Below are 24,846 nucleotides of genomic sequence, written 5' to 3'. Positions count from 1 at the left end.
TCATCCAATGCGTTGCAGGTTGGCGAACCGCAGCATCAGCTTCTTCTCACCGACCTCGTTGAAGAACACCACCGCCTTCGCCTGGGGCCCGTTGCCCTCGATGGCCACAATGCGGCCTTCGCCGAACGTGCCGTGCTCTACCTGCATGCCGGCTGCCAGGTCGCCGGAATGCTCGGCGTCATATACAATCCGTCGGCCGGCGGGTGCGGGCGATGCGCTCTGCGCCGATCTCCGCGTCCCGCCTCGCATTCCGCGGGTATCGTGCGTGCGGCCCTTCTCGGACGGCCCCTTCTGCCCACCCAGCGGACGCCGATAGTAGAACGGGTCCATCTCGGTGTAGGACCCTTTGCCACCTTTGGCCTTGAAGCGGTCCTGCTTGGGAGAAAACGTGCCGCCGGCCTCGGTCTGCAGCAGGCCCTCGCCAAGCTCATCCAGGAATCGGCTGCGCACGCCGGACTGATGCTCGCCGTACCGGTACCGGCTCCGCGCATACGACAGGTACAGGTACCGCTCGGCGCGGGTCGCGCCCACATAGAACAGGCGCCGCTCTTCCTCCAGCTCCTCCGGGTCCTGCGCCGCGCCCGACAGCGGAAACAGCCCTTCCTCCAGGCCGGTGACGAACACGGTCTTGTACTCCAGCCCCTTCGACGCGTGCATGGTCATCAGCGTGACCTTGTCATCGAAGTCGGTCCCGCTGTCGGCGTCCGTCAGCAGGGACACTTCCTGCAGGAAGGCAGATACGGTGTCCGGGGTCTCGGGGTTATCCGTGAACTCCTTGACGGCTGAGATGAGCTCTTCCAGGTTTTCCCGACGCACCAGGTTCTCCGGCGTATGCTCGCGCATGAGTTCATGGCTCAGCCCGGCCTCGTTCACAATCGTGCGCACCAGATCCCCGGCCGGTTCGGACTCACCCTTGTCGATGAAGCCCTGGATCATGTCCCGGAAGGAGCCCATCGCATTGCGGGCCCTGCTGGAGAGACCGGGCACTTCATCCAGGCGACCGAGCGCCTCCCAGCCGGTCAGTCCGGCTCCTTCGGCCCAGGAGAAGAGCAGATCCTGACTCTTGTTGCCGATGCCGCGCGTGGGATAGTTGATCACCCGCTTCAGGCTGCCGTTGTCGTGCGGGTTGACCACCAGTCGCATGTAGCTGATGGCGTCCTTGATCTCCTTGCGCTGGTAGAACGACACGCCGCCGACAATGCGGTAGGGCACATCCTCACGTCGCAGGGCCTCCTCAATGGAGCGGCTTTGCGCATTCGTGCGATAGAGCACGGCCACGTCCTTGTAGCGGATGCCATGCCGCAGGCACAGGTCGCGAATCCGCCGTTCGATCTTTTGCGCCTCATCCCGCTCCGATAGCGCCTCCATGACAATGATGGGCGAACCCTCGTCATTGTCGGTCCAGAGTTTCTTCTCCAGCTGCCGCGTATTGCCCTTGATGATGGCATCGGCCAGCGCCACGATGGACTTGGTCGAGCGATAGTTCTGCTCGAGCCGCACCGTCTTGGCCTCCGGATAGTCCCGCTGAAAGGACAGGATGTTGCCGATGTCCGCACCGCGGAAGGCGTAGATGGACTGCGCATCGTCACCCACCACACACAGGTTCTGGTGGCCGTCCGCCAGCAGTTTGGCCAGCGTGTACTGCGCGTGGTTGGTGTCCTGGTATTCGTCGATGTGGATGTAGCGCCAGAAGCCGCGGTACTTCTCCAGAATCTCCGGGTGATTGCGATAGAGTTCGATGGGCTTCAGCAGCAGGTCATCGAAATCCATGGCGTTGGATCGCCTGAGCAGATCCTGGTACGGTCCGTAGATCTTTGCCGCTTTCTCCTGGGCGGGGCCGATCGCCAGCCTGGCGTACTCGCTGGGTTTGACCAGCCGGTTCTTGGCGCTGGAAATCAGGCCGTACATGGCCCGCGGCGAAAACTGCTTCGGATCGATGTTGTGCTGGTTCAGCAGTTCCCTCAGCGCCCGCTGCGTGTCGTCCGAGTCGTAGATCGAGAAGTCGGACGTGTATCCGATGTGCTTTCCTTCCTTGCGCAGCACGCGCGCAAACGTGGCGTGGAAGGTGCCGATGGTCATGCCTTTGGCCTCATCGCCGATCAGCTCGAACACCCGGTGCCGCATCTCGCGGGCCGCCTTGTTCGTGAAGGTGATGGCCAGGATCTGATGCGGCCGCGCCTTGCCGGACGCCAGCAGATAGGCGATCCGGTGCGTCAGCGTGCGCGTCTTTCCCGAACCGGGGCCGGCAATGATCAGCAGCGGGCCCTCCGTGGTCGATGCCGCCTCCTGCTGGGCCTCGTTCAGGCCATCCAGGATGTCGCTGGTGGCCAGTTCAGACGGCTTGTCGAGATCAGGGAGGAGGCTGTACTGCTTCATTCAGTCGGGCGGGTTCGAAGGGGCTCGGGACCAGACCACATGGAATCGCCCTGGGCGGAGGGGGTTTCAACCGAAGCCGGCCAGCTTTCCACAAGCGTGTATATTCGCGGGTCGCTGCGCCCCCAGCCCAAACCACCCCACCCATGAGTCTGGAATCCATCCTTCGCGGCCTGCTCGGCATTACGGTCATTCTGGGCATCGCCCTGGCCATGTCCAACAACCGCCGCAGCGTCAACTGGCGCATGGTGGCCGCTGGCCTGGGACTGCAGCTGGTGCTGGCAATCTTCCTGTTGAAAGGGGCCGCCATGGGCGAGGTCTTCGCGCCCCTGGCATGGCCCAAGGCTTTCTTTTCGTGGGTCAGTTCCTTCTTTGTCGTGGTGCTGGAGTTCACCACGGAAGGAGCCGAGTTCATATTCGGTCCGCTGGCACTGAGCCCGGGCACAGATGGCAGCCTGGGCAATTTCTTTGCCTTCCAGGTACTGCCGACAATCATCTTCTTCGGCTCCCTGATGGCGCTGCTCTACCACCTGGGCGTCATGCAGAAGGTGGTGCAGTACATGGCGTGGGCGGTGTCCAAGTTTCTCGGCACGTCCGGCGCCGAATCTCTCTCGGTGACGGCCAACATCTTCGTCGGGCAGACGGAGGCGCCGCTGGTGATCCGGCCGTACCTGGAGAAGATGACATACTCCGAGCTGATGGCCATCATGACGGGCGGTATGGCCACGATCGCCGGTGGCGTCATGGCCGCTTACATCCAGATGCTCGGCGACCCCTACGCGGCGGCGCGGGGCCTGGAGCTGGCCGAGGGGCGCCTCATCTTTGCCGAGCACCTGCTGGGTGCCAGTGTCATGGCGGCGCCCGCCGCGCTGATCCTGGCCAAGATCATCATCCCCGAGATCGGCGAGCCCGTCACCAGAGGCAAGGTCAGCATCCCCACCGAGAAGACGGCAGCCAACTCCATCGATGCCATCGCGAGTGGCGCGGTCGATGGGGTCAAGCTGGCCATCAACGTGGGCGGCATGCTTATCGCCTTCCTGGCCATGATCGCCATGATCAACTACATCCTGGGCTGGGGTGCGGGCTTCTTTGGCGCTGAGCTGACACTGCAGCAGCTACTCGGCTGGACCGTGGCTCCGGTGGCGTGGCTGATTGGCGTGCCATGGGCGGATGCCGTGCAGTTCGGCAGCCTTCTCGGTACCAAAGTGATCGTCAACGAATTTGTGGCCTACCTCGAGATGGCAGGCGCGATCGCCGAGGGCACGCTCGGCAGCAAGGCCACCATCATGGCCACATTTGCGCTTTGCGGGTTCGCCAACCTGTCGTCCATCGCCATCCAGATCGGGGGCATTGGGCCACTGGCGCCGTCCAGAACGGGTGAACTGGCCGCGTTGGGACTCAAGGCTGTGCTCGCCGGTACGCTCGCCAACATGATGACCGCCACCATTGCCGGGGCGATCGCGGCGGGAGTTTAGAAGCCTGTTGAACAAGTCCAGCACACCATTCTGCGGCGGCGGAACGCCATCTGCGTCGTTGTCGCTCCTCCGAATAGCGCTGCTATTCCTCGTCACGACGCCTAGCATCTGACATCCCGGCGCGCGCAGCCTGGCGCACTCTACTTATTCATCAGGCTTCTAGGACGGGAAACGAATCCGGAAGCGCACCCACGACGGGATGGCCTCCGACTTGCGGCCGCGCAGCAGATAGGCGGGCTGCCAGCGCATCTCGATGGTGCTCAGGAGGGCGATGCGGTCCAGCACCGGATGAACGCCGGAAAGCTGCTCGATGGCGGCGGGCACGCCCTCCTCGTTCACATAAACCTGGAACGACACCGCGCGCCCCCCGGCGGTGACCTTGAGGGAATCCGGAATGGAAATGGGGATGTCCTCGCCCAGCTTCAGAATCGTGCGCGGCTCGTGGTAGTGCCGGTAGATGATGCGGAATCCATCCCGCTTGAAGCGCGCGACGTCGGCTCCCGGATCTCCAGAAGTACCCTCTCGGAGGATTTTGGGCGTCACGTAGGCATCAAACAGGGAGTCAACCACATCCGGCTGGTTCCGGAAGAGCGGCAGCAGGCTCTGCTTCACATATCGCACCAACCGGTCCTGACTCACGTTGGCCGCTGCGGTAAGGGCCACGGTAGCATCATAAACGATGGGCTTTTCGTCGACACCCATCGACTGGAGGGTTTCCAGGTCCCGAAACGCACGGGAGGTGTCGGTCCCGGAGATCCACCAGCGCACGCCGAGATCCGACTGCCAGACCTCCGGCAGACTCAGATCGACAGGCTCCGGCTCTGAACAACCTGCTATCGGGAGCAGCAGGGCGAACAAGAGCAGAGGGTACCAGAGGCGCACAGGCGCGGAAGGCAGGTGCTACAAGCGTGCGATGGACCCGCAAAGGGGCACAAAATGGACCCGTGGACGGAAGAAAAGTTGCGCCGCGCGTCGAGGAGCCGGCCTTCCCGCAACCCGCCAGGCCGTGCCGAGCTCAGGTGGCGGGGGTCTCCAGCGCCGTGTCTGCCAGGCGCACGAAGAAGCGCCGGCGATCCATGGCTACCACGCGCACCCAGCTCCCCGAAGAGATGAACTCGCCTTCGGTGACCACTTCGATGCGCTTGCCTTCAATCTCGACGACACCGGTGGGCCGCAGCGGGGTAAGGGCCAATCCCTGCTTGCCAAGGTACGTGGAGCGCTGCTCGGACTCACGCTCGCCGCCCCCGGAGCCTCGCCCAAGGCTGGTGGACAGGACAAACCGCTCCCAGGCCCCCGATTGCCACATGCCCCAGAACATCAGGCCGCATGCCGCGCCGGCTCCGAGCAGGGTCACCATGCCACCCATCGGGCCGGACTCGGTGAAGACGTAGCCGACCGCGAACACAATGAGAACCAGCCCCACGATGCCGAAAATGTTGATTCCCGGCACCAGGTAGACCTCCGCCGCGATCAGGGCGAGACCCAACAGGATGAGGGCGATGGGGATTACGAGTTCCACGCGGTCGGACTTAGGGTAAGACGCAGTCTACGAGCCGGAAGGGCTTTGTTGCACGCGGGGAAAATTAACCCGCGACCTCCCGTACCTCGACCCTTGCGCCACGGGCGCTGACCACGCGCACCGTCGCGCCTGCGTCGATGTACTCGCCCGCTGTCACCACATCGACGCGCTGGTCGTCGAAGCTGGCCACACCCGCTGGACGCAGCGGCGTAAGGGCCCGTCCCACCTTGCCGAGCAGCGTATCGTCTGTGTCCGCCGACGTGAAGCCGGCCGCGCTGGACAACTCCGGTGCCAGCACCAGGCGCGAGAACCGCTCCGAACTCGGCAGCCATCGCGCCAGAGAGAACATGAGCACTACGGCCAGCACCAGCGTGATGGCCAGGGTCCAGATGGCCTCATTCATCCAGACCAGGCTCGGGAAGTCCAGCCCCACGTTGCCGACCAGCGAAAAGCCCAGCGATACGATCACCAGGGCAGCGCCGGAAAGCCCGGCCACGCCGAATCCCGGCAGGACAAAGATCTCCACCAATAACAGGCCGACCCCGAGCACAAACAGGATCAGCTCCCAGGATTCCACCAGGCCCATGATGTAGTGCGGTCCGAAGAACATCGCCGCACCGAGCAGGGCCATCGCGCCGGCAAAGCCTACGCCGGGCGTCTGCAGCTCGAAATACAGGCCCCCAAGCATCATGAGCATCAGGATCGACTGCATGACCGGCGATCCCAGGAATCGCAGCAGAGCCTCCACCCGCGTCGCGTTGTGGGAAACCACGCGGTCTTCGGTCACCTCCAGGGCTTCCAGGACCCGGTCCAGATTGTCGATGACCGCATCGGCCACACCGACCTCAAGCGCTTCGGACGCTGAAAGCGTCAGCACCTTGCCGGCCTCCGACACCCCCGGTACCTCCAGGGTCTCGTCCACCATGGCTTCGGCGATGTCGGGGTCGCGGCCGTTGGCCTCCGCGGTGGCCCGCATCAGCCCGCGCATGTAGCTCTGGTACTTGTCGGGCGCGGCCTCGCCGCCCATGCCTTCCACCACGGTCGCCGCTCCAATGGACGATCCGGGGGACATGACGATGCGGTCTGCGGCGTAGGAAATCAGCGCGCCGGCACTGGCCGCATTCTTGTCGATGAACGAAATGGTGATGATCGGCGTGTCCAGGATGGCCTGCCGAATCTCGTCCGCGGCGTCCACCAGGCCACCAAACGTGTCCATGTGGAAGACCACTGCCGAGGCCTCGGCCTCTTCCGCATCGGCCAGCGCACGATTGAGGTAGGTCGCCAGTCCGTTGTCGATCAGGCCTTCAATGCGCACGACGTACACGGGGCCGTCCCCGAGCACGGGGACCCACGTGTAGGCCGCCGTTTGCTGCGCCGAGGCCGGCGCGACAAGCGTCAGGAGTGCACCAAGTAGCAGGAGGGGGGATCGCATACCCGGTTCACGGTTCGATGACCACGGGGGTTCCAACGTGAACCAGCTCCCAGAGTCGATCGATGATGTGATTTTCGATGGCCACGCAGCCCTGGGTCCAGTTGGCGCGTCTGCCGGTGCCGTCCCCGTGGATTTCAATCCAGCCTCCGAGGGGCGTATTCATGGGCGGCATGCGGAAGACCCGGTCCGCCGCAAGGATGTCGCGGTACTGCTGGGTGGTGATCAGGGAGTCGCGCAGACCGCGCTCCGCATCCTCCCGGTTGGGGTAGTTGAGCACGAACGCCCGATGGTACTGGCTGTTGGCGTTCTTCATCACCACATGGAAGACGCCGTTGGGGGTGCGCCAGTGGTCCGGCTCATCGGGGGCGCCGCGTTTGATCTTGTCGGCAAAGAAGTTGTACCCCAGGTCCGCCGGCATGCGCTGCACCAGCTCTCCGCCCCGGTACACGTACAGCGTCTGGGACTTCTTGGAGATGCGAATCCATACGTTGGAGACGTCGCTGGTGCGCATGAGTCCGCGGGCCCCATCGCCCGTACGTACGGTCATCCAGGCAGAATCCCCTTCGACCCGAAATACCGGTTCTCGCAGCTTCAGGGCCACGTAGGGACGGGTGGTGTCCGAGAGCTGATAGATCATCGCCTCGGACCGAACCGCGTAGAAGAGCTCGGAATCGTCCGGCGCGTCCTGCCCCCACACCTGTAGGGGCAGGGCAGCAAGGATCAGGGGGATGAGGACGACGCGATGCATGCCTGGTAGGCCGCAAGCACGGCCTTGCTGGCTGTTCCTGGCAGAACGTGGTGCACGGCGCGCTTGACGGGCCCGGTAGCATTCGCCGGCGCAAAAGAGGTTCCGACCAATTCGAGTGCCCCCTTGTCGCCGCCGGTATCGCCGATGAAGGCCATGTCGGCGATATCGATGCCGAGTTCGCGGCCCAGCCAGAGCAGGCCTTCACGCTTGGTGAGCGCGCGGTGCATGATGTCTACTGAAATGGGCGTGTGGGCCACTACGAACTCAGCGTGGTGATCGGTGACATAGGCCTGGATCTGGTCGCGGGCCCGCAGGATGTCGTCGGTATCGGCGCCGATCACGCCGGCCTGGGTGTGTTTTCCGCGGTCCACGGACATGTCGGTACCGCGCACCACCGACTCGAGGTGCTCCTGGATCGCGGCGATCGCGCGTTCCTGCTCCGGTCCGAAGTCCGGGTGCCAGGCCCGGCGGCCGGTGGTGAGGTCGTACATGCCGGCCCCGGCCTCAAAGAGGAACGGGAGCCGCACATCGAGGGCCTGCGCGGTGGCCTCGGCATAGCCGAGCGGTCTGCCGGTGCAGAGCGTGAACGCAGGCGCACCAGGCAGCCGGGTCAGTCGCCTGAGTTCGGCGAAGTCGTCCAGTACAAACGGGACGAAGGGTTCAGAAAGGCAGCCGTCTATGTCGGACGCAAACAGTCGGACCACGTCAGCCGCCGAGCGCCTCGGCAATCGTGTCGATCAGCTCATCCGAGATGCCCATCGTGCTGAAGCCGCCGTCGTGGAACAGGGTCTGCATGGTGACCATGCGGGTGTAGTCACTCAGCAGCATGACCGTGTAGTCGGCGCAGGAGTCGGCGTCCGCGTTTCCGAGTGGAGAGAGGCGTTCGGCGAATTCGAACATGGAGTCGAATCCGGAGATGCCGGACCCGGCCGTGGTCTTGGTCGGGCTCTGCGAGATGCTGTTGATGCGGATGCCGCGCTTGCCGAGGCGGGAGCCGTACGAACGCACGATGCTCTCGAGCAGCGCCTTGGCGTCGCCCATCTCGGAGTACTTGGAGAAGATGCGCTGGGCGCCGATGTAGGAGAGCGCGACCACGGAGCCGCCGTCCTTCAGTGCACCGGTGGCGTCCGCGGCGCGGACCGTGCGGTGCAGCGAGATGGCCGAGATGTCGAGGGTCTTGTGGTACCACTCGTACTTCAGGTCCTCGTACTGGCGATTCTTGCGCACGTTGAGGCCCATGCCGATGGAGTGCACAATGAAGTCCACGCCGCCGAACTCCTCCTTGGCCTCGTTGAAGAGTGCCTCGAGGTCGTCGTCGTTCGTGGCGTCTGCCCAGACGATGCGACTTTCGGTGGCGTCGGCCAGGGCATCCAGGCCGCCGAGGCGTTTGGCCACCGGAGCGTTGGACAGCAGAAAGCGGCCGCCCTCCCGGTAGACCGCTTCAGCGATCTTCCAGGCGATCGAAGAATCGTTCAGCGCGCCAAAAATGACGCCGGTTTTGCCTGCGAGGAGTCCGTGTCCGGTCATGGCCAGGGGCTGGTGGGTGAACGAACGCCAAGAATACGGCGCGCGGCGGCATGGCGGATGAAAGGTGGTGGAAACCGGGCGATGGGGGGCGCGGCGGTCCGGCTCCGCGGCGCCGGCCTAGCCCCGCACCAGCCGCATCGGCTGCACCATCTCCCGCATGGTGTCGTGAATCCGCCCGTTCGACGCGATCACCTGTCGCGCAAACGTCGCGTCCGGCGAGCCCGAATAATCCGTCACCTGGCCGCCACCTTCCTGAACCAGCAGCATGCCTGCCGCCACGTCCCAGGGGGACAGCCCCGTTTCGAAGAACCCGTCGAACCGCCCGCTGGCGACCCAGGCCAGGTCCACGGAGGCCGACCCCGGTCGGCGCACGCCCCGCGCATCGCGCATGAACGCCTTGAGCACGGCCAGATACTGGTCGATGTGGGCAAACTCGCGATACGGAAAACCCGTGGTGATGAGCGCATCGTCCAGTTTGTCCGTTCCGGACACCTCCGCAGGCGCCCCATTCACCCGGAGGCCCTCTCCGCGCACCGCCGTGAAGAGCTCGTCGCGGGACACATCGTACACGACCCCAACCTCCGTCTGCGCACCCCGCTGCACGCCAATGGAGACCGCGTACGGCGGCACGCCGTGCATGAAATTGGTGGTCCCGTCGATGGGGTCGATGATCCATCGCCAGCGGCCTTCGGGCGCCGCCGGAGTCAGGTCATGCTGCTCATCTTCTTCCGCAAGCACAAGATGACTTGGGAAATAGCGGTTTATGGCCGATACGATGAGGGATTGCGAGGCCTTGTCCACATGCGTGACCAGATCGTGTACCCCTTTCGCCGAAATCCCCTCCGGGGTGACGCTTCCGGATTCCTTCCGGATCAGCGCTCCTGCCTGGCGGGCGGCGGAGATGGCTACGTCGAGGACCTGGTGGGCGGTGTCGGCCATGTGTCTGGCAGGGGAATCAAGGAAGTGAACCACGCGTATCGGCCCCGATGAACCGGATGACGCTCAACTTGGTCCGCGCCTGCGCCGTCGCCGTGCTGCTGGCAACGGCGACCGGATGCACCGGCGATCAGTTCAACCTGGGCGCCGAGGAAAGCGCGCAAGTCGACTCCGTGGCCACGCTGCTGAGCGGCGTAGACGACACGGCGTTCCGCGCGGCGTTCACCAAGCTCTCCGACTACTCCTACACCCGGTACAGCCGCACCGAGCAGTTCGACACCGACGACTTCCTGGTGGCGTTCCGGGAAAACGTGCATCGCAGTGAACTCGATGGCGGCGCGCGCATGGTGGACACCCAGGCGGAGGACTCGGCCGGCACGTTCGACTTTGGCCTGTTCCAACGCTTCACATCGAGCAATATCGGGGCGATGGACCCCGTGGATCTGGTGCCCTACCTGCTGCCCGAGGACCCTCCGTACCTGCAGGGTCGCAACCGGGAAAAATTCGAGTGGGAGACGATCGGCGATACGCTGCTGTGGGACACCCAGGCCCGCATCATCGAAGTGCGCGCCCGCCCGTTGCACGGGGACGGTGAAAACATCCGGCGCGTGCGCCACTACGTGGACGTGAGCACGAACGAGTTGCTCGCGATGTACCTGGAGCGCATCGACCTCGCCTTGCTCTTCCGGGAAGAGAGCCAGTTCTATGTGCACATGCGGCGCACGCATACCGGCGAACTGGTGCCGCACAATGCGCGCTTCCAGACGCACATCCGCACGCCGTTCAAGACGGACAACAAGTTTCGCACGGTGTCCACCTACTACGAGGTGCGCAGTCCGGGCACTCCGCCGTCCATGGCCTCAGAGCCGGCGATGGTTGGCGGCGAAGCGGGTTAGAACCAGGCTGCCAGAGCGGGCAGGGCGGTGAGCGGCTGAAGCTCCCGATCCGAGATCACGTCCGCAGGAGAGAGCACGCCGTTTTCGAGGGCGCCGGCCAACACCGTCGCGGCCGCATCGGTCCGGTTCTTGGCGACGAATACGCGGGCCAACTGGAGGTGCGCCGCTGGCGACCCCGGGTCCTGGGTGCGTGCCACGCGTGCAAAAGCCTCCGCCTGATCCAGGTCCCCGAGCATGCGGGCATTGATGGACAGGCGCACGTGCAGATCGGCGCCTCCCTGAATCAGATCGCCGGCCTCTTTCAAGGCCGATAGCGCGGTGTCGACAGCGCCGGCCGTGCGCGCGGCCTCGGCAAACAGTAGCCATGCCTCGCCGTTTTCGGGCTCCAGGCCGACCGTGGCCTGGGCGTCCTCCATGGCGCCTTCGGCATCGTCCAGCATCAGGAGTACCTTGCCTCGCAGCAGCAGGGCTTCAGTGTCCTCCGGCAGCTCGGCAATCACCTGATCCAGGCGGCGCTTGGCCTCATGCAGGGACGCGCCGGTACGCCAGGCACGCTCCGCCCGGTGGAACTGGAGCCTGAGTTCCGGCGGGCGTACAATCTGCGCGTCTACCGTCTGCACGGAGAGCAACAGGATGAGTATGGTCAGAAGGCGTTTCATGGGGGATCGGGGCCGGCCGATCGGGGACAAGAACCGTGCCCCCGCGGCGGTTGCCCCGAAGCGCGGCCTCGGGCGTCCCGGAACGTACAACATTGTAGCCACCCTGACGCGCCGCGAGGTCGCCCGATGAATTGGGTTGAGACCACCAGGCGCTTGCTGCAGACCAACTACGTAGGGCAGCAGATTCGTACGTTCGAGTCCACGGATTCCACCAATGTGCGGGCGATGGAGTGGGCAGAATCCGGCGGCCCTTCCGGCGCAGTGGTGGTGGCGGATAGCCAGACGGCAGGTCGAGGCCGGCTCGGCCGGCGGTGGGAGGGGGGCGAAGGCGAGTCGCTGCTGTTCTCGGTGATCGTGCGACCGGACGTTCCGGATGCTTCGATGGGGCTGCTGCCCCTTGCTTCGGGGCTTGCCGTGGTGGACGCGGTGACTCCGCTTGTACGTCACGAGCTGGCGCTCAAGTGGCCGAATGATGTGCTGTTGGCCGGCATGAAGTGCGCCGGTGTGCTGGTGGAAGGTGTGCGCTCCGCCGACAGCCGGTGGGCCGTTGTCGGCATTGGCATCAACGTGAATCAGGAGGTGATGCCGCGTGCCCTGGAGCAGACCGCGATTTCCCTGCGGCAGTCTGCGGCGGCAGTCATTCCCCGGCCGGTCCTTCTGGCCTCGCTTCTCGAGGCGTTGGAATCTCGCCTGCATCAGCTTGAGCATGATCGGGTGACCCTGCTGGACGACTATCGCGCGGCCCTCTCCGGGTTTGGCCGGACCATTTCCCTCCGACTGGCCGATGGCAAGACGGTGAGGGGACGACTGGCGGGAGTGCTCGGATCGGGCGCTCTGGAGATGGAAGTGGGCGGCACGCTGCGGCAATTCTCGGCGGGGGACGTGTCCCTGGGATCTGAGCGATGGGTAGCCTCATGACACTGACCGTCGACATCGGCAACTCGTGGTGCAAGATCGGCCGGCAAGATGCGCACGGATCCTGGATGGTGGACCGGGTGGCGACAACGGATGTGGCGGCTTCCCTGGCGGCCCGCGACTTCGACCGGGTGGCCTTCGCCTCGGTGGTGCCGGATGCTGCGAAGGCTGTCCGCGTTGCGTTGGAGGGACGCGGGGTTTTCGAGGTCTCCTGGCAGGTCAAGCTGCCATTTGCGATGGGCTACGAGACGCCGCAGACCCTCGGCAACGATCGCATCGCGGCGGCGGCCGGCGCGCTCCTGGAGTACGGCCGGGAGGGCCGGGCCGTGATTGCCGTGGATGCCGGCACGGCGGTGACGTATGAGGTGGTTGATGCGGAGCGCACCTACCGCGGCGGGGCGATTGCGCCGGGGCCTGGACTCATGGCGTCAGCGCTGAATCTGGGTACCGCGCAGTTGCCTGAGGTGGATGCGCCACTGGAGGGCACGGCCATCGGCGTGAGCACGCGGGAGGCGCTGCGGTCGGGCGTGTACTGGGGGTTTGTCGACGCCGTGGGCGGCATGCTGGACCGGCTGCGAGACGAAGTGGGCGATGCGACGGTGGTGCTCACCGGCGGTTGGGCCGGATTCCTGGCCGGCCACCTGGCCGGCGTGCATGTGCTGGATCCGCACCTGGTGCTGCGGGGGATCGCGGCGCTGGATGCGCTGAACGCGGGGTAGGGTGCGGGCGCGGGTCGGCCGCCTGGTCGCGGGTCAGCTGCCGGGGGCTCGCCGCGTCAGCCGCGGCTGGACGGGCAGGGTCAGCCTGCGGGAGTCGCGTGGCCCTCGGCCACCCCTTTCAGGTAGCCGATCAGCACATCGATCGCCGGCTGATTGTGACCACCACGCGGCACGATGACGTCTGCGTGGCGCATGGACGGTGCGACGAACTTCTGGTACATCGGCCGCACGGTGCGCTCATACTGGGAGAGCACGTTCTCTACGGAGCGGCCGCGCTCGGCAATGTCCCGGCGTATGCGGCGCACCAGGCGGATGTCGTCATCGGCGCGCACGAAAACCCGCAGGTCCAATCGATCGACCAATTCAGGTTCGGCGAGCACCAGGATGCCCTCCACCAGCACCACCGGTCGGGGCTCAATCCGCACCGTCTCGCCGGTGCGCGCATGGGTCGTAAAGTCGTAGATCGGCTTCTGGATGGCGCGGCCGGCCTTCAGCTCATCCAGGTGAGTGCAGAGCAGGCTCGTTTCCAGCGAGTCGGGATGGTCAAAGTTCTGGCCGGCGCGTTCCGCGACCGTCAGATGAGACAGATCGTAGTAGTAGGCGTCGTGATCCAGGACTGCCAGACTCTCCGGGCCCACGGCATCCAGCAGGCGCGCCATGACCGTCGATTTTCCTGAGCCGGATCCTCCGGCGAGCCCGACGCAGACGGGTGGGGCCGGAGCGGACACGACTAGTGGCGCACCATGGCGATGTGGTGGGTGCGGGTCGGCTTGTCGTACGACGAGCGCTCCTCGTCATACGTGTAGCCGTCCGGGTGACGCCAGGAAAGCAGGGGCTCCAGCTCTTCCAGGGTCTCGCGCACGATGAAGTTGACCAGGCGGCCGCGCAGCGGGACCTGATCCTCCACCACTTTCATTTCGCCACCCATGTTGCGCAGGAAGGTCACCCGCACCATGGCCTTGTAGGTCATCTCGTTGTCCCACGCGTCGTCGAACGACTCGGGGAGCAGATTCCAGAGAAGGCGCTTGCTGACCGTCTCATTGAGGGCCGGCGTGATGCGCGGCTTCCAGTACTCCATGACTGGACCCATGCCCGGTACATTGGCATCAATGCCCAGCATGTAGCGCGGAATGAGGTCGTCGGGTCGGAGCAGGCCGAAGAGCCCGGAAAGGATGATGCCTTCTTCGAGCAACCGGCGTTGCGCACCCGTGGGAAGCCCCGGAAAGTCCATCGCCTTGTACATCACGCCCGGGCCGTAGCGATCCAGGGCCGACATCAGCGGGGCCTTGTAGATGCTGCGGTTGACCTCCTCACCGTCGATACCGTCCGGGAGTCGGCCAAACAGCGCGTCCGGGTCTTTCACGCCGCCGTCCATTGCCGCGTGCAGGGCATCAATCAGGGAGCGCCGATCCGCGTTCAGCGCGTGGAAGTAGTTGAACGTGTTCGACGAACGATAGTCGAACATGTCCGGAGCGAAGGGATTGCCGCCTTCGGTCTTGGGACCAGAGGCAGGCAACAGAATCGAGAAATCGGGCATCAGCCGGTTTTGCGGTGCTCCCGCATCTCACCGAGGAGGTTGTCTATGTCAGCGCGAATCTGTTGCGCTTTCTCCTCGGCATCCGCAACGAGGGCGTCACCGTCGCGGCGAGCCTCGCCGCTCTCATCGGCGTTCAGAAACTCGTCCAGGAGTTCGGAAACGCGGTCTCCCAGGTGATCCAACTGGTAGGCAAGGCGGCGGCGGACCTTTCGGCCCTCTTCCGGGGCCGTGATCAGGCCCAGGGTGAATCCGGCGGCTCCGCCGACAAGGATTCCCCAAAGCCAGGCACGGGCGCTAGACCCTATTCCGTTGTCACTCATGGGATCGGCTGACTAGTACACTCCGCTGTTGAACCGTGACGCGAAGATCCGGTTCGGGAGCGTTAAAGACCAGAGGACGGCCGGACGATTCCGGCCATCAGACTACCGGTTCTTCTTCTTGTGCCGGTTCTTACGAAGGCGCTTCTTGCGCTTGTGCGTGGCGATCTTGTGTCGCTTGCGCTTGCGGCCGCAGGGCATATCGCTTCAGGTTTGGTAAAAAATCTTTGGCAGAACGAGAAAATACCGCTCTGGAGGCACTTCAACAAGCATATTTGCAGTGAAGAGGGGTTGCCGAGCCTGTTTCCAGAACGGCAAATCTCGACCTCAAAGAATCCAACGTGGATTGCGCTCAGGAAATCCCGAAATGAGGTTGTTTTGCTATATTCTCATCTTGATCGGCAGGGACTCCGTAGTCGCAGGCCCCCCCTTCTCATCATGACGCACACCGACTACACCATCCACACCACCGCAGGCTATCAGTATGCGGACGAAGGCCCTGCCCATGGCAAGGGTCCGATCCTGCTGCTGCACGGCATGCTGGGCGAGGTCAGCAACTGGGAGCATACCATCGGCAAGCTGGCCCGTGAGGGATACCGGGTGCTCGTGCCGATTCTGCCGGTGTACCAGATGCCCGTCAAGGAGACCAGTGTGCCGAGCCTGGTGGACTTTGTAGTCCGGTTCATGGATGCGCTGAACCTGGGTCCGGCCGTCGTCTGCGGTAACTCCCTCGGAGGTCACATCGCCCTTATGCTGACCATCAATCACCCCGAGCGGGTGCGCGGTCTGATGCTCGCGGGCGCGTCCGGGCTGTATGAGGTGGACATGGGGCAGTCGATCATGCGGCGCAAGGACCGGGAGTATCTGCGCGAGCGCACCGCTGTGACGTTCTTCGATCCCAAGCATGCCACGCCGCAGCTGGTCGATGACGTCTATGACGTGGTCAATGATCGTGGTCGGGCGCTGCGCCTAATTCGCATGGCGCGTTCGGTGAAGGCTGAGAACGTGCGCGATGACCTGCACAACATCCAGGTGCCCACCCTCCTGATCTGGGGCCGGGAAGACGAAATCACCCCGCCGGATGTGGCCGTGCAGTTCAACGAGCTGATTCGCGGCTCGGAGCTGGCGTGGATTGACGAGTGCGGGCATGCGCCGATGATGGAGCGGCCGGATCAGTTCAATCAGATCCTGCTGGACTTCCTGGGGCGGGTGACGAGCTACGAGGCGGTAGCCTGAGGCCATGGGCCGGCTGTCAATCGTGCTGCTGCTTGGGCTGACGGCGTGCGCGCTGGATCCCCTGGAGCGCGGCGCGCTGACGGTCACGACCAGTGTGAATCGATCCGACGTGTCCGAGTCCAATCCCGGCATCGTGCAGGTATCGGCTCACAACATGTCGGGCGTGCCCGTCAGTCTCGGCATGGGCAGCAGTTCGTGCGCGCTCAGCCTCTGGGTGCTGACGGAGGCCGGGCAGCGGCATCCGGTTGCGGGGCGCATCTGTACGATGGACTTGGTGCGCGATCGGGAGGTGCTTCCGGGCGATCGGCGCACGGAGAGCTTCGAGTTTGATGGTTCCGTTGCCGTGGACGGTGTGGTCCGGCGGCTCGAGCCGAACACGTATCGGTTGATCGGCACCGCGGCGGACAAAGGCGAGAGTCCCGCGGTCGAGGTTCGGGTAGTGGCGGACTGACGGGCCGGCACGCCCGCTGGGCACGGTTGGCGGGTTTGGCGTTGGGTCGGTCCCGATCTTCTTGCCATGAGGTACCTGCTAACCCTGTTGGCCCTGGTGATTCTGGCCGGCTGCGCGCCGTCCCTGAGTCCGTTGTATCGGGACTTTGAGGATGACACTCCTACCGGCGATGATGTCTTTGCCCGCATCGACCGTGCGCTCGGGGAAGCCGGATGGACCACCGTACCTGCCGTGACCGCCAACGCGATTGCCACGGAGCCCCGGAGCTTCAGATCCTGGGGGCTGTATTCGGTGGAGATCGAACTAGAGGTGGTGCCCATGGCCGGCGACCACGTCCGGGTGTTCGTCAATCCCTATCGCAAGTTCTTTCAGGGTACGCGGCGCAAGGTGCCGTATGTGCGGAAAGGGTGGGCGCGAGCGGTGGTCGGGGATCTGTCCGATGCGCTCGAGGCCGAGGGGCTGACGTACATGGGCACGGCCCAGCAGCGGGACCGACTGGCGGGGGCTCGGTAGGGCTTTCCGAAACACCGGCAGGGTCGATACCGTACTCATGGTAGAGGCTCACGCCTCCTGTTCTTTCTCGGGGATGTCACGGTTTCGACGGGTGGAATGTGTAGCAGGCTGCGCTTCGAGCCATTCATGGTGATGCTCGTTAATAATCCCATGAACACTGCAACTGCGAACGATTACTCGTACGCGATGGCGGCTTAGTCCCGCTATCTGTCTCTAGCTCACCTGACCATTGGTGGGTCATGAGGCATCATGCTTAATGGTCTAGCGCCTCAGACGCCGTCTGAGTACTGAGGCGCGAAACTCTATCAGACTGTGCCTTCGGGTCGCCTTGTCGACTGGCAATGGCCCGCGGGCGAGAACTCCAATAGGTCGACTATGAGCGTAGATGTCTGACTGGGCATCCATTCGGACGCGGGTTCGACTCCCGCCATCTCCAAGCGATCTCCGCTGTTAGCGGATGAAGCAAAGAACGGTTTAGCGCCGCGGCTCCAGAGGATTGGGGTCGCGGCGTTTTCTTTGGGGTGGGGGGTGTGCATGGCCAGTGGCTCTCTGGCTGGGACTGGCGCACCCGCGGCCTGACAACGTTTACGCGAAGCAAGACTGCCGGATTAACTCATCTTTGAGGCCGAGACACCGCCATTTCAAGTAACGATGTGAATGGCGGATGGCTGGGACATCTCTTTCCTATCGCCGAACCTCAATCGAGTCGGCTGCGCTCCGGCCGGTTCAGAATAGTGTCTAACTGCCATTGACCACCCCCAAGCGTGGGATGTACGCTGCCTTGGCGGCTTCGTCCGCACATCAAGACGCTACGTAGAGCTTTCGAAGGGCTCGTCGGAGACCGAGGACGGGGACTTTATTCGACGGCGATGCAGCGTTTACACAGGATGCTTGCGATATGATCGTTCCATCCCCATACGAGTGCTCACAGAAGGCTAACAGATTGGCATGTACCTGTCACGAGTAAGGCTGCGCAACTTTCGTCAGTTCGGCGAGGGTGATCAAAGGCTCGAACTATCACTTAGTAATGGGGTGACCGCGCTGGTCGGGCGCAACGATTGTGGCAAGTCTGCAGTGATCGACGCCATTCGTTATGCGCTCCTAACGCGTGACGCGAGCTATATCCGTGTCCAGCCCGAGGACTTTCACATTAATGAGCTCGGCGAGCAGGCGGGCGACATATCGATTCAGTGTCGCTTAAGCGGTCTCGACGATGAGGAGAAGGGTGCACTCGTTGAGTATCTGACGTACGAAAGCGGCGAAGTCTGTCTTCTCGTCAACTGGTCCGCGCGTAGGCGGAGCAATTCCCCGGGCGCCCGTAGGTGGGTTGACGTATCGGTTCGCAGTGGCGTCGATGGCACGGGGCCCGCCTTCGAGCAATCTGTGCGGGAACAGCTTTCTAGCGCGTATCTCCGGCCGCTTCGCGACGCTGCGCGAGAGATGTCGTCGGGCCGTGGCTCAAGGCTGTCCCAGATACTTGCGAACGTACCCGGAATAAGTGAAGGTGAGGCCTTCGACGAGCAGCTTCTCCCGGCCGATCCGGACACCGTGGGCAAGCTGAGCCTCCTTGGGCTGGCTGACTATCTCCGACACAGCGTGAACACTCATCAAGGGGTAAGTGGAGCCCAGGACGCGATCAACACGATGTACCTCTCCTCCCTCTTTTTGAGAGGAGATCGCCTGAAGGGCCGGATTGATTTCATTGAAGAGGGGAGCGACCAGATACGTCTCCGGAGAATCTTGGAGCGACTTGAGATCGGCCTATTTGACGCGTCAACACTGAGCGCACGTGGTCATTACGGTCTTGGCTCGAACAACATTCTGTACATGGCCTGCGAGTTGCTCCTTCTGGGACGGGAACCCGATGGTCTACCTCTATTGCTCATCGAAGAACCCGAGGCACACCTTCATCCCCAGCGTCAACTCCGGTTGATGGACTTCCTCGCGAAAGCGGCAGGTGGCGAGGTCAGCGAGTCCCCGCGGAAGGTTCAGGTCGTCCTTTCGACCCACAGTCCAAACCTTGCATCGACGATACCGCTCAAGAACCTCGTCGTGCTAGAGGGCGCGCGTGCCTACTCGCTCGCAGAAGGCCAGACCCGGCTCGACGCCAGCGACTATCGCTTCCTTGAACGGTTTCTGGACGTGACAAAGGCGAACCTCTTGTTTGCGCACGGGGTCATCATCGTCGAAGGAGACGCAGAGGCTTTATTGCTTCCGACGATTGCCCGGCTCTTGGGAACAGACCTCACAGAGCACGGAGTTTCCATAGTCAATGTCGGCGGAACCGGGCTTAGGCGGTTCAGCAGGATTTTTCAGCGGGCTGATGGGTCAGTGCCGCATATCTCCGTCCCTGTCGCCTGCCTAGCGGACATGGACGTCATGCCTGACTGCGCGCCTGTAATTCTTGGCCTGGTTGCTGACGAGACAGACGATGTCTGGACAAGTCCAAAGCGTCGCTGGAAGGCAATGCGCGACTTTGGCGACGAGGACAAGTCTAAAGATCAAGCGCTCGCCGAGTGGCGCGAAAGCATCCGAGCCTCCGATGGCCAGTCGGTCCGTACGTTCGTTGCGGACTTCTGGACGCTCGAGTACGACCTTGCATATTGCGGGTTGGCCGAGGATGTCTACGTTGCTGCCAAACTAGCGCAGAAAGACGGCTTGATCACGGGCGGGACGAAGTCCGTAGATGATGTCCAAGCAGCCGCGACAACCAGCTTCGGAGAACTCCAGGCGAAGTCGAAAGGCAATGATGAGGTGCTTTGCACCCACGTTTATCGGCTCTTCACCTCGGGTGGCGCATCCAAAGCAATCGCCGCTCAATATCTAGCCAACGCTCTCTCTGCCCAAGGAGAAGGCGACGACTTCGATCGCCAGGCATTTGCTGGAAAGTTGCCGCGCTACGTGGTCGATGCCATAGCTTACGCTACAGGAGATGTCGCACCTAGTGCGCCCATCGACCAGGAGAAGCCTGAGGTGGACGCAAATGACTAATCCTGGGTCCCTTGTCCCAAGGGTTGACGAGGAGGATGTCGCATGGGTCTGTCGCGTGATGGGCCTACACGGCTTCGACGAGTCCCGTCGGGAGTTCCTGCGGGCACGGCAGACGATCGACCTGTCTGCATGTCCGGGGAGCGGGAAGACGACGCTAATCGTCGCAAAGCTGGCAATCCTTGCCCGGAAGTGGCCACACCGAACGAAGGGCATCTGCGTCCTGTCCCATACGAACGCAGCGCGTGAGGAAATCCAGTTGCGTTTGCGGGGGACGGTAGTCGGGCAGCAGCTGCTATCCCACCCACACTTTATTGATACAATCCATGGATTTGTAAACCGGTTTCTTGCACTTCCGTGGCTGAACTCGAATGGCTATCCCGCGGCGACCGTCGATGATGACGCGACCAATTTGTACCGGCGCCGTTCGATTAGCATCTGGGAATACGAGATGGTCAGCTCCTACCTAAGGAGGTCTCATCGCGAGTTCGAGAGCGTGCGTCTAAAGGATCGCGAGCTCCAAGTCAAACTTGTCAATGGAGACTTTCCGTCTAAACCAGGCACTGCGACCTACGAAATCGCCAAGAAGGCCGTAGGAAAGTCGTCCGAAGCAGGATACTTCTGCTATGACGAGATGTTTGTCTGGGCCAAGGCGCTGCTTGAGGATTGCCCAAGCGTCTCAACCTGGCTACAGAGCCGGTTTCCGCTGGTCATGGTGGACGAAGTGCAGGACACCTCAGCTCTCCAAATGGGCATTGTAGAGGCTGTGTTTCCGAGAGCAAACTCCGCTGTCGCCCTGCAGCGGGTCGGTGATCCGAATCAGAGCATTTTCGACGATTCCAGAGCCAAAACTGAATCTCTTGGTGGGTTTCCAGCTTCTTCAACGCACCTGGAGATTTCTAAGACCTTCCGCTTTGGACCGGAGATCGCGAAGCTCGCATCCCCCTTTGCGGTCCATGCAGTAGGCCCAGGGGGCCTCGAGGGAGTCGGCCCGCGAGCAGTGAGAGGGGCACCACACAGTTGCCAGAACGCAATATTTGTATTTGATCCGCCCGAGGCCAAGGGAGTCCTGAATGCCTACGGCCTTCACGTGCTCTCCTCGTTTGAAAACGAAGCGCTCGCCGAGGGTGACGTCGTTGCCGTCGGCGCCGTCCATAAAGACGCGAGCGACGTGACCGTTGACCACCCCCATTTCCCGAAGACCGTTTCCCACTACTGGAGCGGCTACAAGGCCGAGGTAGGGCGCAGCGATCCGCATCCCGGAACGCTTCTACAATATGTCCGGGTGGCGCAAGCCTCCGTGCGGGATAGGGGAGACCTTGCCTCTGCAGTCCAAAAACTTGCAGCGGGTCTTGTTCGGTTGGCGCGACGCCGCGGTGGGGCCACATCTCTTGGGCGGCGAGTGCCGAGTCACCGATCGATTGTCGATGCGCTTGCCGACAACGATGCCGCGGCTTCCGCGTACCGCCGCCTACTAAAGACATATCTCCTCGATTTGGAGGCTCCGACGATCGCATCGTGGGCTCAGAGGCAGGCTGACATACTGCAAGTGGCGGCTGCTCTCGACGCTTCTGGTGCGGCGCCTGAGCCAAACGACCATTTCCTCAATTCGGACCCACCCGATCCGTTGCTCGCGTCCCTGGCTGGAGCGGTGCCAGGGGATCTGGGTCCGAACGTTTACCGCGTGGAGAATGCCACAGGACGAAGCGTCGACATACGCCTCGGATCGGTGCACTCGGTAAAGGGCCAGACCCATCTGGCTACCTTACTCTTGAACACCTATCGCAACGGCCATTCAGCGAAAAGGATGTTGCCGTGGTTACTCGGCGAAAAGGTGAACTTGGCCGGCGCAGGTGTACAAGATCGGGCTCGCCTGCAACTGACCTATGTTGCAATGACTCGTCCCAGTCACCTTGTCTGTCTTGCCGTTCCCCGAGATGCTTTGGGGGATGATGAGGCGATGAGTCTCCGGGTGGCAAGCTTGAGGCAGCGCGGCTGGTCGGTTGGGGAGATCAAGAACGGGGTGTCTTCCTGGTGCGCTTGATCAGACTAGCCGCCTCGCTGCATTCTGCGTCGAGCAAAAACAGCGCTGCGCAACTCAATGCCCCGCGACATAGGCGCTTGGCGACCCTTTACTAAATAGAGGCGGCTTGTTGGATACGCTTCAGGCCTATGTCACATTAGACTGAGCCACAGGTAAGGATTCTAGCTATGGGACTTTCTGATCTCTTTAAGAAACGGCACCAAGCCCCGGTGGAAGACCAGATCTACGATTTGGGCAAGGCCGCAACGCAGCTAAAAAAGGCCAAGCAGTATGGTAGGGCTATCGCGGCTCTACGCGAGGCACACAGTCTGATGGAGCGCACTTCCACGCAGTATTCGGTTAAGCACTTTCTGAGGGTCCCCATGCTGCTTCAGTTGGACGGAAGGGCTGAGGAGGCCTGGGCGGAATACCAGGAGCTGCTATCAAGCGGATACCCGGGTCAAATGAGGTCGAAAGACATGATTCTGATGGACTCGTATCAGATCTACGATAAGATGAGACTGCACCTCCAGCGCGAAGGAAGGGCGAAAGAGGCGGTCGTCTATCATGTCCTCTCCATTGTTTGTTGGTCGAGAGCTCTGCGCCTGCAGAACCGGTCCAACGAGCACGAGCATACGCTCACCCGCGAGTACGCGGCAGTTCAAGTCGAGAAAGTCTGGCGACGTACCAAGCTGAGTACGGGCGCCGAGGGTCTTGCCTCAATGCTACACGATTTGCTCAATGGTCTAGAGGGCATGCAGCTGCAGTCGGTCGAGCACCAAATTCGGGAGTATCTGGACGGCTGCGGTACGGGCAGATAGCAGGCTATGCAGCAGTCCGCAAGCGACGTGATCCTTTAAGAACGAGACGAACCTGAGAAGTTGACCAACGAATCGACCACCGACATTCGCGCGCGAGTCCTTGGCACAGAGGACGCAAGTCCACTCTCATTTTGGGTTGCCTTGCCGAAGGACAAGTACCTGCAGCTAGACGACGTCGTCGCACTTGAGAGGCACCTCCCCGGAGAGGCCGAACCCGTAAGTCTATATGGCATCGTCACCCAGGTCATCGCTCGGCACGAGGGTGCGCGCTTTGATAGTGACGTCTATCTGATCGAGGAGGGCGTGCTTCCGGCCGAGGTGACCGAGGTTGCGGAGGTCCTCACCACTCGCATCGAGCCGGAGCTGTTTGTTCCACCGCGACCGGGTGAAGCGGTACGACTTGCTGTGGGTGACGACCGTGATCAGGCGCTGTTCTTCGATGGGATGGAGGAGCGCCTCATCGCTGGATCTTCCCGAGACGGCCAGCCAGTATTCGTAAACCTCGAGTTTCTGGATGGGCGCCGGGGGGCGCATGTCAACATTAGCGGCGTTTCCGGTGTCGCCACGAAGACAACCTACGCCACCTTTCTCCTTTACAGCCTCTTCAATGACGCGCTGGGGGCTGAGGCCATGAATTCGAAGGCTATTATCTTCAATGTGAAGGGGGAGGATTTGCTGTTCCTTGATCAGCCGAACTCAAGACTGGATGCCAATGAGGAGGCCCGGTACAGCGAAATCGGGTTGATGCCGGGAGCCTTCGGGAGCGTGGAGTTTTGGGCGCCACCTCGGCCCGGACATCCCGATGCTGCTCCTGACGTCAGCAGTCGGGACAAAGAAATCGGTTCCTTCTTTTGGACGCTATCAGCGTTCTGTGAAGACCAGTTGCTCCCCTTCCTTTTCGCCGACGCGGGGGATGACCGTCAGCAGTACACAATTGTAGTCCACAACGTCGCTGCGCAGCTTCGAGAAAGGGCCAATCCCCAGGTAGGCGGTGGAGTATCTATCGATGGCCGCGAATTCCGCACCTTCGACCAATTGATTGAGTTTATACATCAGCGTCTGGAGGATGACAATACCCGGCAGACTTGGGCCGGTCAGTCCATCGGTCAAGGAACAATTAATGCCTTCATTCGCCGTCTCCATTCAGCGCGAAGGCATATCGGGCATCTCATTCGCGGCGACATACCCCACCCCGAGAACCACCGTATCGAGCGACAATCGCAGGTAACCGTGATCGATATTCACAACCTTCACGATCGAGCAAAGCGCTTTGTCGTCGGGGTAACTCTACAACGCGCCTTTGAGGAGAAGGAACGGACAGGTCAAGCCCGGCCCCTACTGTTCGTAGTGCTCGATGAGCTGAACAAGTACGCTCCTCGAGAGGGCTCGAGTCCGATCAAGGAGATTCTTCTTGACGTCGCAGAACGGGGGCGCTCCTTAGGAATAATCCTGCTAGGAGCGCAGCAAACTGCAAGTGAAGTCGAACGTCGGGTAATCGCCAACTCTGCAATAAGGGTAGTAGGCCGCCTGGATAGCGCGGAGGCCCAGCGCAGCGAATACGGGTTTCTTCCGCCCACACATCGTCAGCGAGCCACGATTGCCAAACCGGGAACGATGATTCTATCGCAGCCCGAACTTCCAATCCCGCTCGTCATCGGGTTTCCGTTCCCTGCTTGGGCCACCAGACCTTCAGAGGTCGCACCTAGATCGCCTGCAGCCGACTCGGACCCATTTGAAGGGCTTGAGGACGCCTAGACGCAG

Annotated in this window: 24 protein-coding genes and 1 other RNA gene; 12 read left to right on the top strand and 13 right to left on the bottom strand. The window is 62.5% G+C overall.

The genetic code is table 11. The annotated features are described in order from the left end of the window. The gene (locus JJ896_01350) at nt 1-2,376 is read right to left on the bottom strand and encodes a UvrD-helicase domain-containing protein (GenBank protein ID MBO6778274.1); all 2,376 of its coding nucleotides are present in this window, start codon (nt 2,374-2,376) and stop codon (nt 1-3) included. Between the two features lie 143 nt (nt 2,377-2,519). Here JJ896_01350 and JJ896_01345 point away from each other — a divergent pair, with 143 nt between their 5' ends. Continuing rightward, nucleotides 2,520-3,848 carry a hypothetical protein gene (locus JJ896_01345; GenBank protein MBO6778273.1) on the top strand — a complete coding sequence of 443 codons (1,329 nt, stop codon included), beginning with the start codon at nt 2,520-2,522 and terminating at the stop codon, nt 3,846-3,848. Between the two features lie 159 nt (nt 3,849-4,007). Here the strand turns inward: JJ896_01345 and JJ896_01340 are convergent, their stop codons facing one another. The 7 genes from JJ896_01340 to JJ896_01310 all read right to left on the bottom strand — a co-directional run bounded on the left by JJ896_01340 (nt 4,008) and on the right by JJ896_01310 (nt 10,013). Further along, nucleotides 4,008-4,730: a hypothetical protein gene (locus JJ896_01340; protein MBO6778272.1), complete on the bottom strand. Its 723-nt coding sequence runs from the start codon at nt 4,728-4,730 to the stop codon at nt 4,008-4,010. Between the two features lie 133 nt (nt 4,731-4,863). After that, nucleotides 4,864-5,367 (bottom strand): hypothetical protein, encoded by a 504-nt coding sequence (locus JJ896_01335; GenBank protein ID MBO6778271.1) that lies wholly within the window; start codon nt 5,365-5,367, stop codon nt 4,864-4,866. A gap of 64 nt (nt 5,368-5,431) precedes the next feature. Next, entirely contained in the window at nt 5,432-6,799 is a 1,368-nt protein-coding gene (locus tag JJ896_01330; protein ID MBO6778270.1) for a hypothetical protein, read from the bottom strand. Between the two features lie 7 nt (nt 6,800-6,806). After that, complete coding sequence (locus tag JJ896_01325; GenBank protein ID MBO6778269.1) at nt 6,807-7,547, bottom strand: L,D-transpeptidase; 741 nt, start codon at nt 7,545-7,547, stop codon at nt 6,807-6,809. Beyond that, entirely contained in the window at nt 7,520-8,251 is a 732-nt protein-coding gene (locus JJ896_01320; GenBank protein MBO6778268.1) for an HAD family phosphatase, read from the bottom strand. The genes JJ896_01325 and JJ896_01320 overlap by 28 nt, the downstream gene beginning before the upstream one ends. Before the next feature lies 1 nt (nt 8,252). After that, nucleotides 8,253-9,074, bottom strand: a complete 822-nt coding sequence (locus JJ896_01315) for an SDR family oxidoreductase (protein ID MBO6778267.1) — start codon at nt 9,072-9,074, stop codon at nt 8,253-8,255. A gap of 117 nt (nt 9,075-9,191) precedes the next feature. Next, nucleotides 9,192-10,013, bottom strand: a complete 822-nt coding sequence (locus JJ896_01310; GenBank protein MBO6778266.1) for an inositol monophosphatase — start codon at nt 10,011-10,013, stop codon at nt 9,192-9,194. A 47-nt stretch (nt 10,014-10,060) separates the two neighbouring features. Between JJ896_01310 and JJ896_01305 the strand changes: the two genes are divergently transcribed. Then, a complete protein-coding gene (locus JJ896_01305) occupies nt 10,061-10,906 on the top strand; it encodes a hypothetical protein (GenBank protein ID MBO6778265.1) in 846 nt (281 codons plus the stop codon). Here JJ896_01305 and JJ896_01300 read toward each other — a convergent pair. After that, nucleotides 10,903-11,565 (bottom strand): tetratricopeptide repeat protein, encoded by a 663-nt coding sequence (locus JJ896_01300; protein MBO6778264.1) that lies wholly within the window; start codon nt 11,563-11,565, stop codon nt 10,903-10,905. The genes JJ896_01305 and JJ896_01300 overlap by 4 nt on opposite strands. Before the next feature lie 126 nt (nt 11,566-11,691). Here JJ896_01300 and JJ896_01295 point away from each other — a divergent pair, with 126 nt between their 5' ends. Both JJ896_01295 and JJ896_01290 read left to right on the top strand, forming a co-directional pair. Further along, the gene (locus JJ896_01295) at nt 11,692-12,483 is read left to right on the top strand and encodes a biotin--[acetyl-CoA-carboxylase] ligase (GenBank protein ID MBO6778263.1); all 792 of its coding nucleotides are present in this window, start codon (nt 11,692-11,694) and stop codon (nt 12,481-12,483) included. Further along, complete coding sequence (locus JJ896_01290) at nt 12,468-13,199, top strand: type III pantothenate kinase (protein ID MBO6778262.1); 732 nt, start codon at nt 12,468-12,470, stop codon at nt 13,197-13,199. The genes JJ896_01295 and JJ896_01290 overlap by 16 nt, the downstream gene beginning before the upstream one ends. An 80-nt stretch (nt 13,200-13,279) precedes the next feature. Here the strand turns inward: JJ896_01290 and udk are convergent, their stop codons facing one another. The 4 genes from udk to JJ896_01270 all read right to left on the bottom strand — a co-directional run bounded on the left by udk (nt 13,280) and on the right by JJ896_01270 (nt 15,254). Next, on the bottom strand, nt 13,280-13,927 hold the full coding sequence (udk, locus tag JJ896_01285; GenBank protein ID MBO6778261.1) for a uridine kinase: 648 nt from the start codon (nt 13,925-13,927) through the stop codon (nt 13,280-13,282). Between the two features lie 2 nt (nt 13,928-13,929). Then, nucleotides 13,930-14,736: a peroxide stress protein YaaA gene (yaaA, locus tag JJ896_01280; GenBank protein MBO6778260.1), complete on the bottom strand. Its 807-nt coding sequence runs from the start codon at nt 14,734-14,736 to the stop codon at nt 13,930-13,932. Next, entirely contained in the window at nt 14,736-15,056 is a 321-nt protein-coding gene (locus JJ896_01275) for a YtxH domain-containing protein (GenBank protein ID MBO6778259.1), read from the bottom strand. The genes yaaA and JJ896_01275 overlap by 1 nt, the downstream gene beginning before the upstream one ends. Nucleotides 15,057-15,158: 102 nt before the next feature. Beyond that, a complete protein-coding gene (locus JJ896_01270) occupies nt 15,159-15,254 on the bottom strand; it encodes an AURKAIP1/COX24 domain-containing protein (protein MBO6778258.1) in 96 nt (31 codons plus the stop codon). A gap of 237 nt (nt 15,255-15,491) precedes the next feature. On the opposite strand from JJ896_01270, the gene JJ896_01265 reads away from it, so the two are divergent. From JJ896_01265 to JJ896_01230, 8 genes are all read left to right on the top strand, one after another. Beyond that, on the top strand, nt 15,492-16,289 hold the full coding sequence (locus JJ896_01265) for an alpha/beta fold hydrolase (GenBank protein MBO6778257.1): 798 nt from the start codon (nt 15,492-15,494) through the stop codon (nt 16,287-16,289). Between the two features lie 4 nt (nt 16,290-16,293). Further along, nucleotides 16,294-16,740: a hypothetical protein gene (locus JJ896_01260; protein ID MBO6778256.1), complete on the top strand. Its 447-nt coding sequence runs from the start codon at nt 16,294-16,296 to the stop codon at nt 16,738-16,740. Nucleotides 16,741-16,806: 66 nt separating this feature from the next. Continuing rightward, nucleotides 16,807-17,253, top strand: coding sequence for a hypothetical protein (locus tag JJ896_01255; protein MBO6778255.1), 447 nt, complete (start codon nt 16,807-16,809; stop codon nt 17,251-17,253). 69 nt (nt 17,254-17,322) lie between these two features. Next, nucleotides 17,323-17,690, top strand: a transfer-messenger RNA (tmRNA) gene (ssrA, locus tag JJ896_01250). Nucleotides 17,691-18,201: 511 nt separating this feature from the next. Next, nucleotides 18,202-20,244, top strand: a complete 2,043-nt coding sequence (locus tag JJ896_01245) for an AAA family ATPase (GenBank protein ID MBO6778254.1) — start codon at nt 18,202-18,204, stop codon at nt 20,242-20,244. 58 nt (nt 20,245-20,302) lie between these two features. Continuing rightward, entirely contained in the window at nt 20,303-22,285 is a 1,983-nt protein-coding gene (locus JJ896_01240; protein MBO6778253.1) for a UvrD-helicase domain-containing protein, read from the top strand. Nucleotides 22,286-22,596: 311 nt separating this feature from the next. Continuing rightward, a complete protein-coding gene (locus tag JJ896_01235) occupies nt 22,597-23,085 on the top strand; it encodes a hypothetical protein (protein ID MBO6778252.1) in 489 nt (162 codons plus the stop codon). A gap of 60 nt (nt 23,086-23,145) precedes the next feature. Further along, nucleotides 23,146-24,840: an ATP-binding protein gene (locus JJ896_01230; GenBank protein MBO6778251.1), complete on the top strand. Its 1,695-nt coding sequence runs from the start codon at nt 23,146-23,148 to the stop codon at nt 24,838-24,840. Nucleotides 24,841-24,846: the final 6 nt, after the last annotated feature.

The organism is Rhodothermales bacterium (assembly GCA_017643395.1).
In the GTDB taxonomy this organism is placed as follows: domain Bacteria; phylum Bacteroidota; class Rhodothermia; order Rhodothermales; family UBA10348; genus JABDJZ01.
Note: the sequence above shows the minus strand (reverse complement) of the source record. Positions and strands in the feature narration are given on the sequence as shown.

Bases quoted from the DNA above. Each gene is read 5' to 3' on its own strand.
- JJ896_01245 (MBO6778254.1), top strand. From the start codon at position 18,202: ATGTACCTGTCACGAGTAAGGCTGCGCAACTTTCGTCAGTTCGGCGAG.
- JJ896_01345 (MBO6778273.1), top strand. From the start codon at position 2,520: ATGAGTCTGGAATCCATCCTTCGCGGCCTGCTCGGCATTACGGTCATT.
- JJ896_01240 (MBO6778253.1), top strand. From the start codon at position 20,303: ATGGGCCTACACGGCTTCGACGAGTCCCGTCGGGAGTTCCTGCGGGCA.
- JJ896_01275 (MBO6778259.1), bottom strand. From the start codon at position 15,056: ATGAGTGACAACGGAATAGGGTCTAGCGCCCGTGCCTGGCTTTGGGGA.
- JJ896_01310 (MBO6778266.1), bottom strand. From the start codon at position 10,013: ATGGCCGACACCGCCCACCAGGTCCTCGACGTAGCCATCTCCGCCGCC.
- JJ896_01295 (MBO6778263.1), top strand. From the start codon at position 11,692: ATGAATTGGGTTGAGACCACCAGGCGCTTGCTGCAGACCAACTACGTA.
- JJ896_01270 (MBO6778258.1), bottom strand. From the start codon at position 15,254: ATGCCCTGCGGCCGCAAGCGCAAGCGACACAAGATCGCCACGCACAAG.
- JJ896_01350 (MBO6778274.1), bottom strand. From the start codon at position 2,376: ATGAAGCAGTACAGCCTCCTCCCTGATCTCGACAAGCCGTCTGAACTG.
- JJ896_01300 (MBO6778264.1), bottom strand. From the start codon at position 11,565: ATGAAACGCCTTCTGACCATACTCATCCTGTTGCTCTCCGTGCAGACG.
- JJ896_01330 (MBO6778270.1), bottom strand. From the start codon at position 6,799: ATGCGATCCCCCCTCCTGCTACTTGGTGCACTCCTGACGCTTGTCGCG.
- yaaA (MBO6778260.1), bottom strand. From the start codon at position 14,736: ATGCCCGATTTCTCGATTCTGTTGCCTGCCTCTGGTCCCAAGACCGAA.
- JJ896_01325 (MBO6778269.1), bottom strand. From the start codon at position 7,547: ATGCATCGCGTCGTCCTCATCCCCCTGATCCTTGCTGCCCTGCCCCTA.
- JJ896_01265 (MBO6778257.1), top strand. From the start codon at position 15,492: ATGACGCACACCGACTACACCATCCACACCACCGCAGGCTATCAGTAT.
- JJ896_01235 (MBO6778252.1), top strand. From the start codon at position 22,597: ATGGAGCGCACTTCCACGCAGTATTCGGTTAAGCACTTTCTGAGGGTC.
- JJ896_01315 (MBO6778267.1), bottom strand. From the start codon at position 9,074: ATGACCGGACACGGACTCCTCGCAGGCAAAACCGGCGTCATTTTTGGC.
- JJ896_01260 (MBO6778256.1), top strand. From the start codon at position 16,294: ATGGGCCGGCTGTCAATCGTGCTGCTGCTTGGGCTGACGGCGTGCGCG.
- JJ896_01290 (MBO6778262.1), top strand. From the start codon at position 12,468: ATGGGTAGCCTCATGACACTGACCGTCGACATCGGCAACTCGTGGTGC.
- JJ896_01255 (MBO6778255.1), top strand. From the start codon at position 16,807: ATGAGGTACCTGCTAACCCTGTTGGCCCTGGTGATTCTGGCCGGCTGC.
- JJ896_01305 (MBO6778265.1), top strand. From the start codon at position 10,061: ATGAACCGGATGACGCTCAACTTGGTCCGCGCCTGCGCCGTCGCCGTG.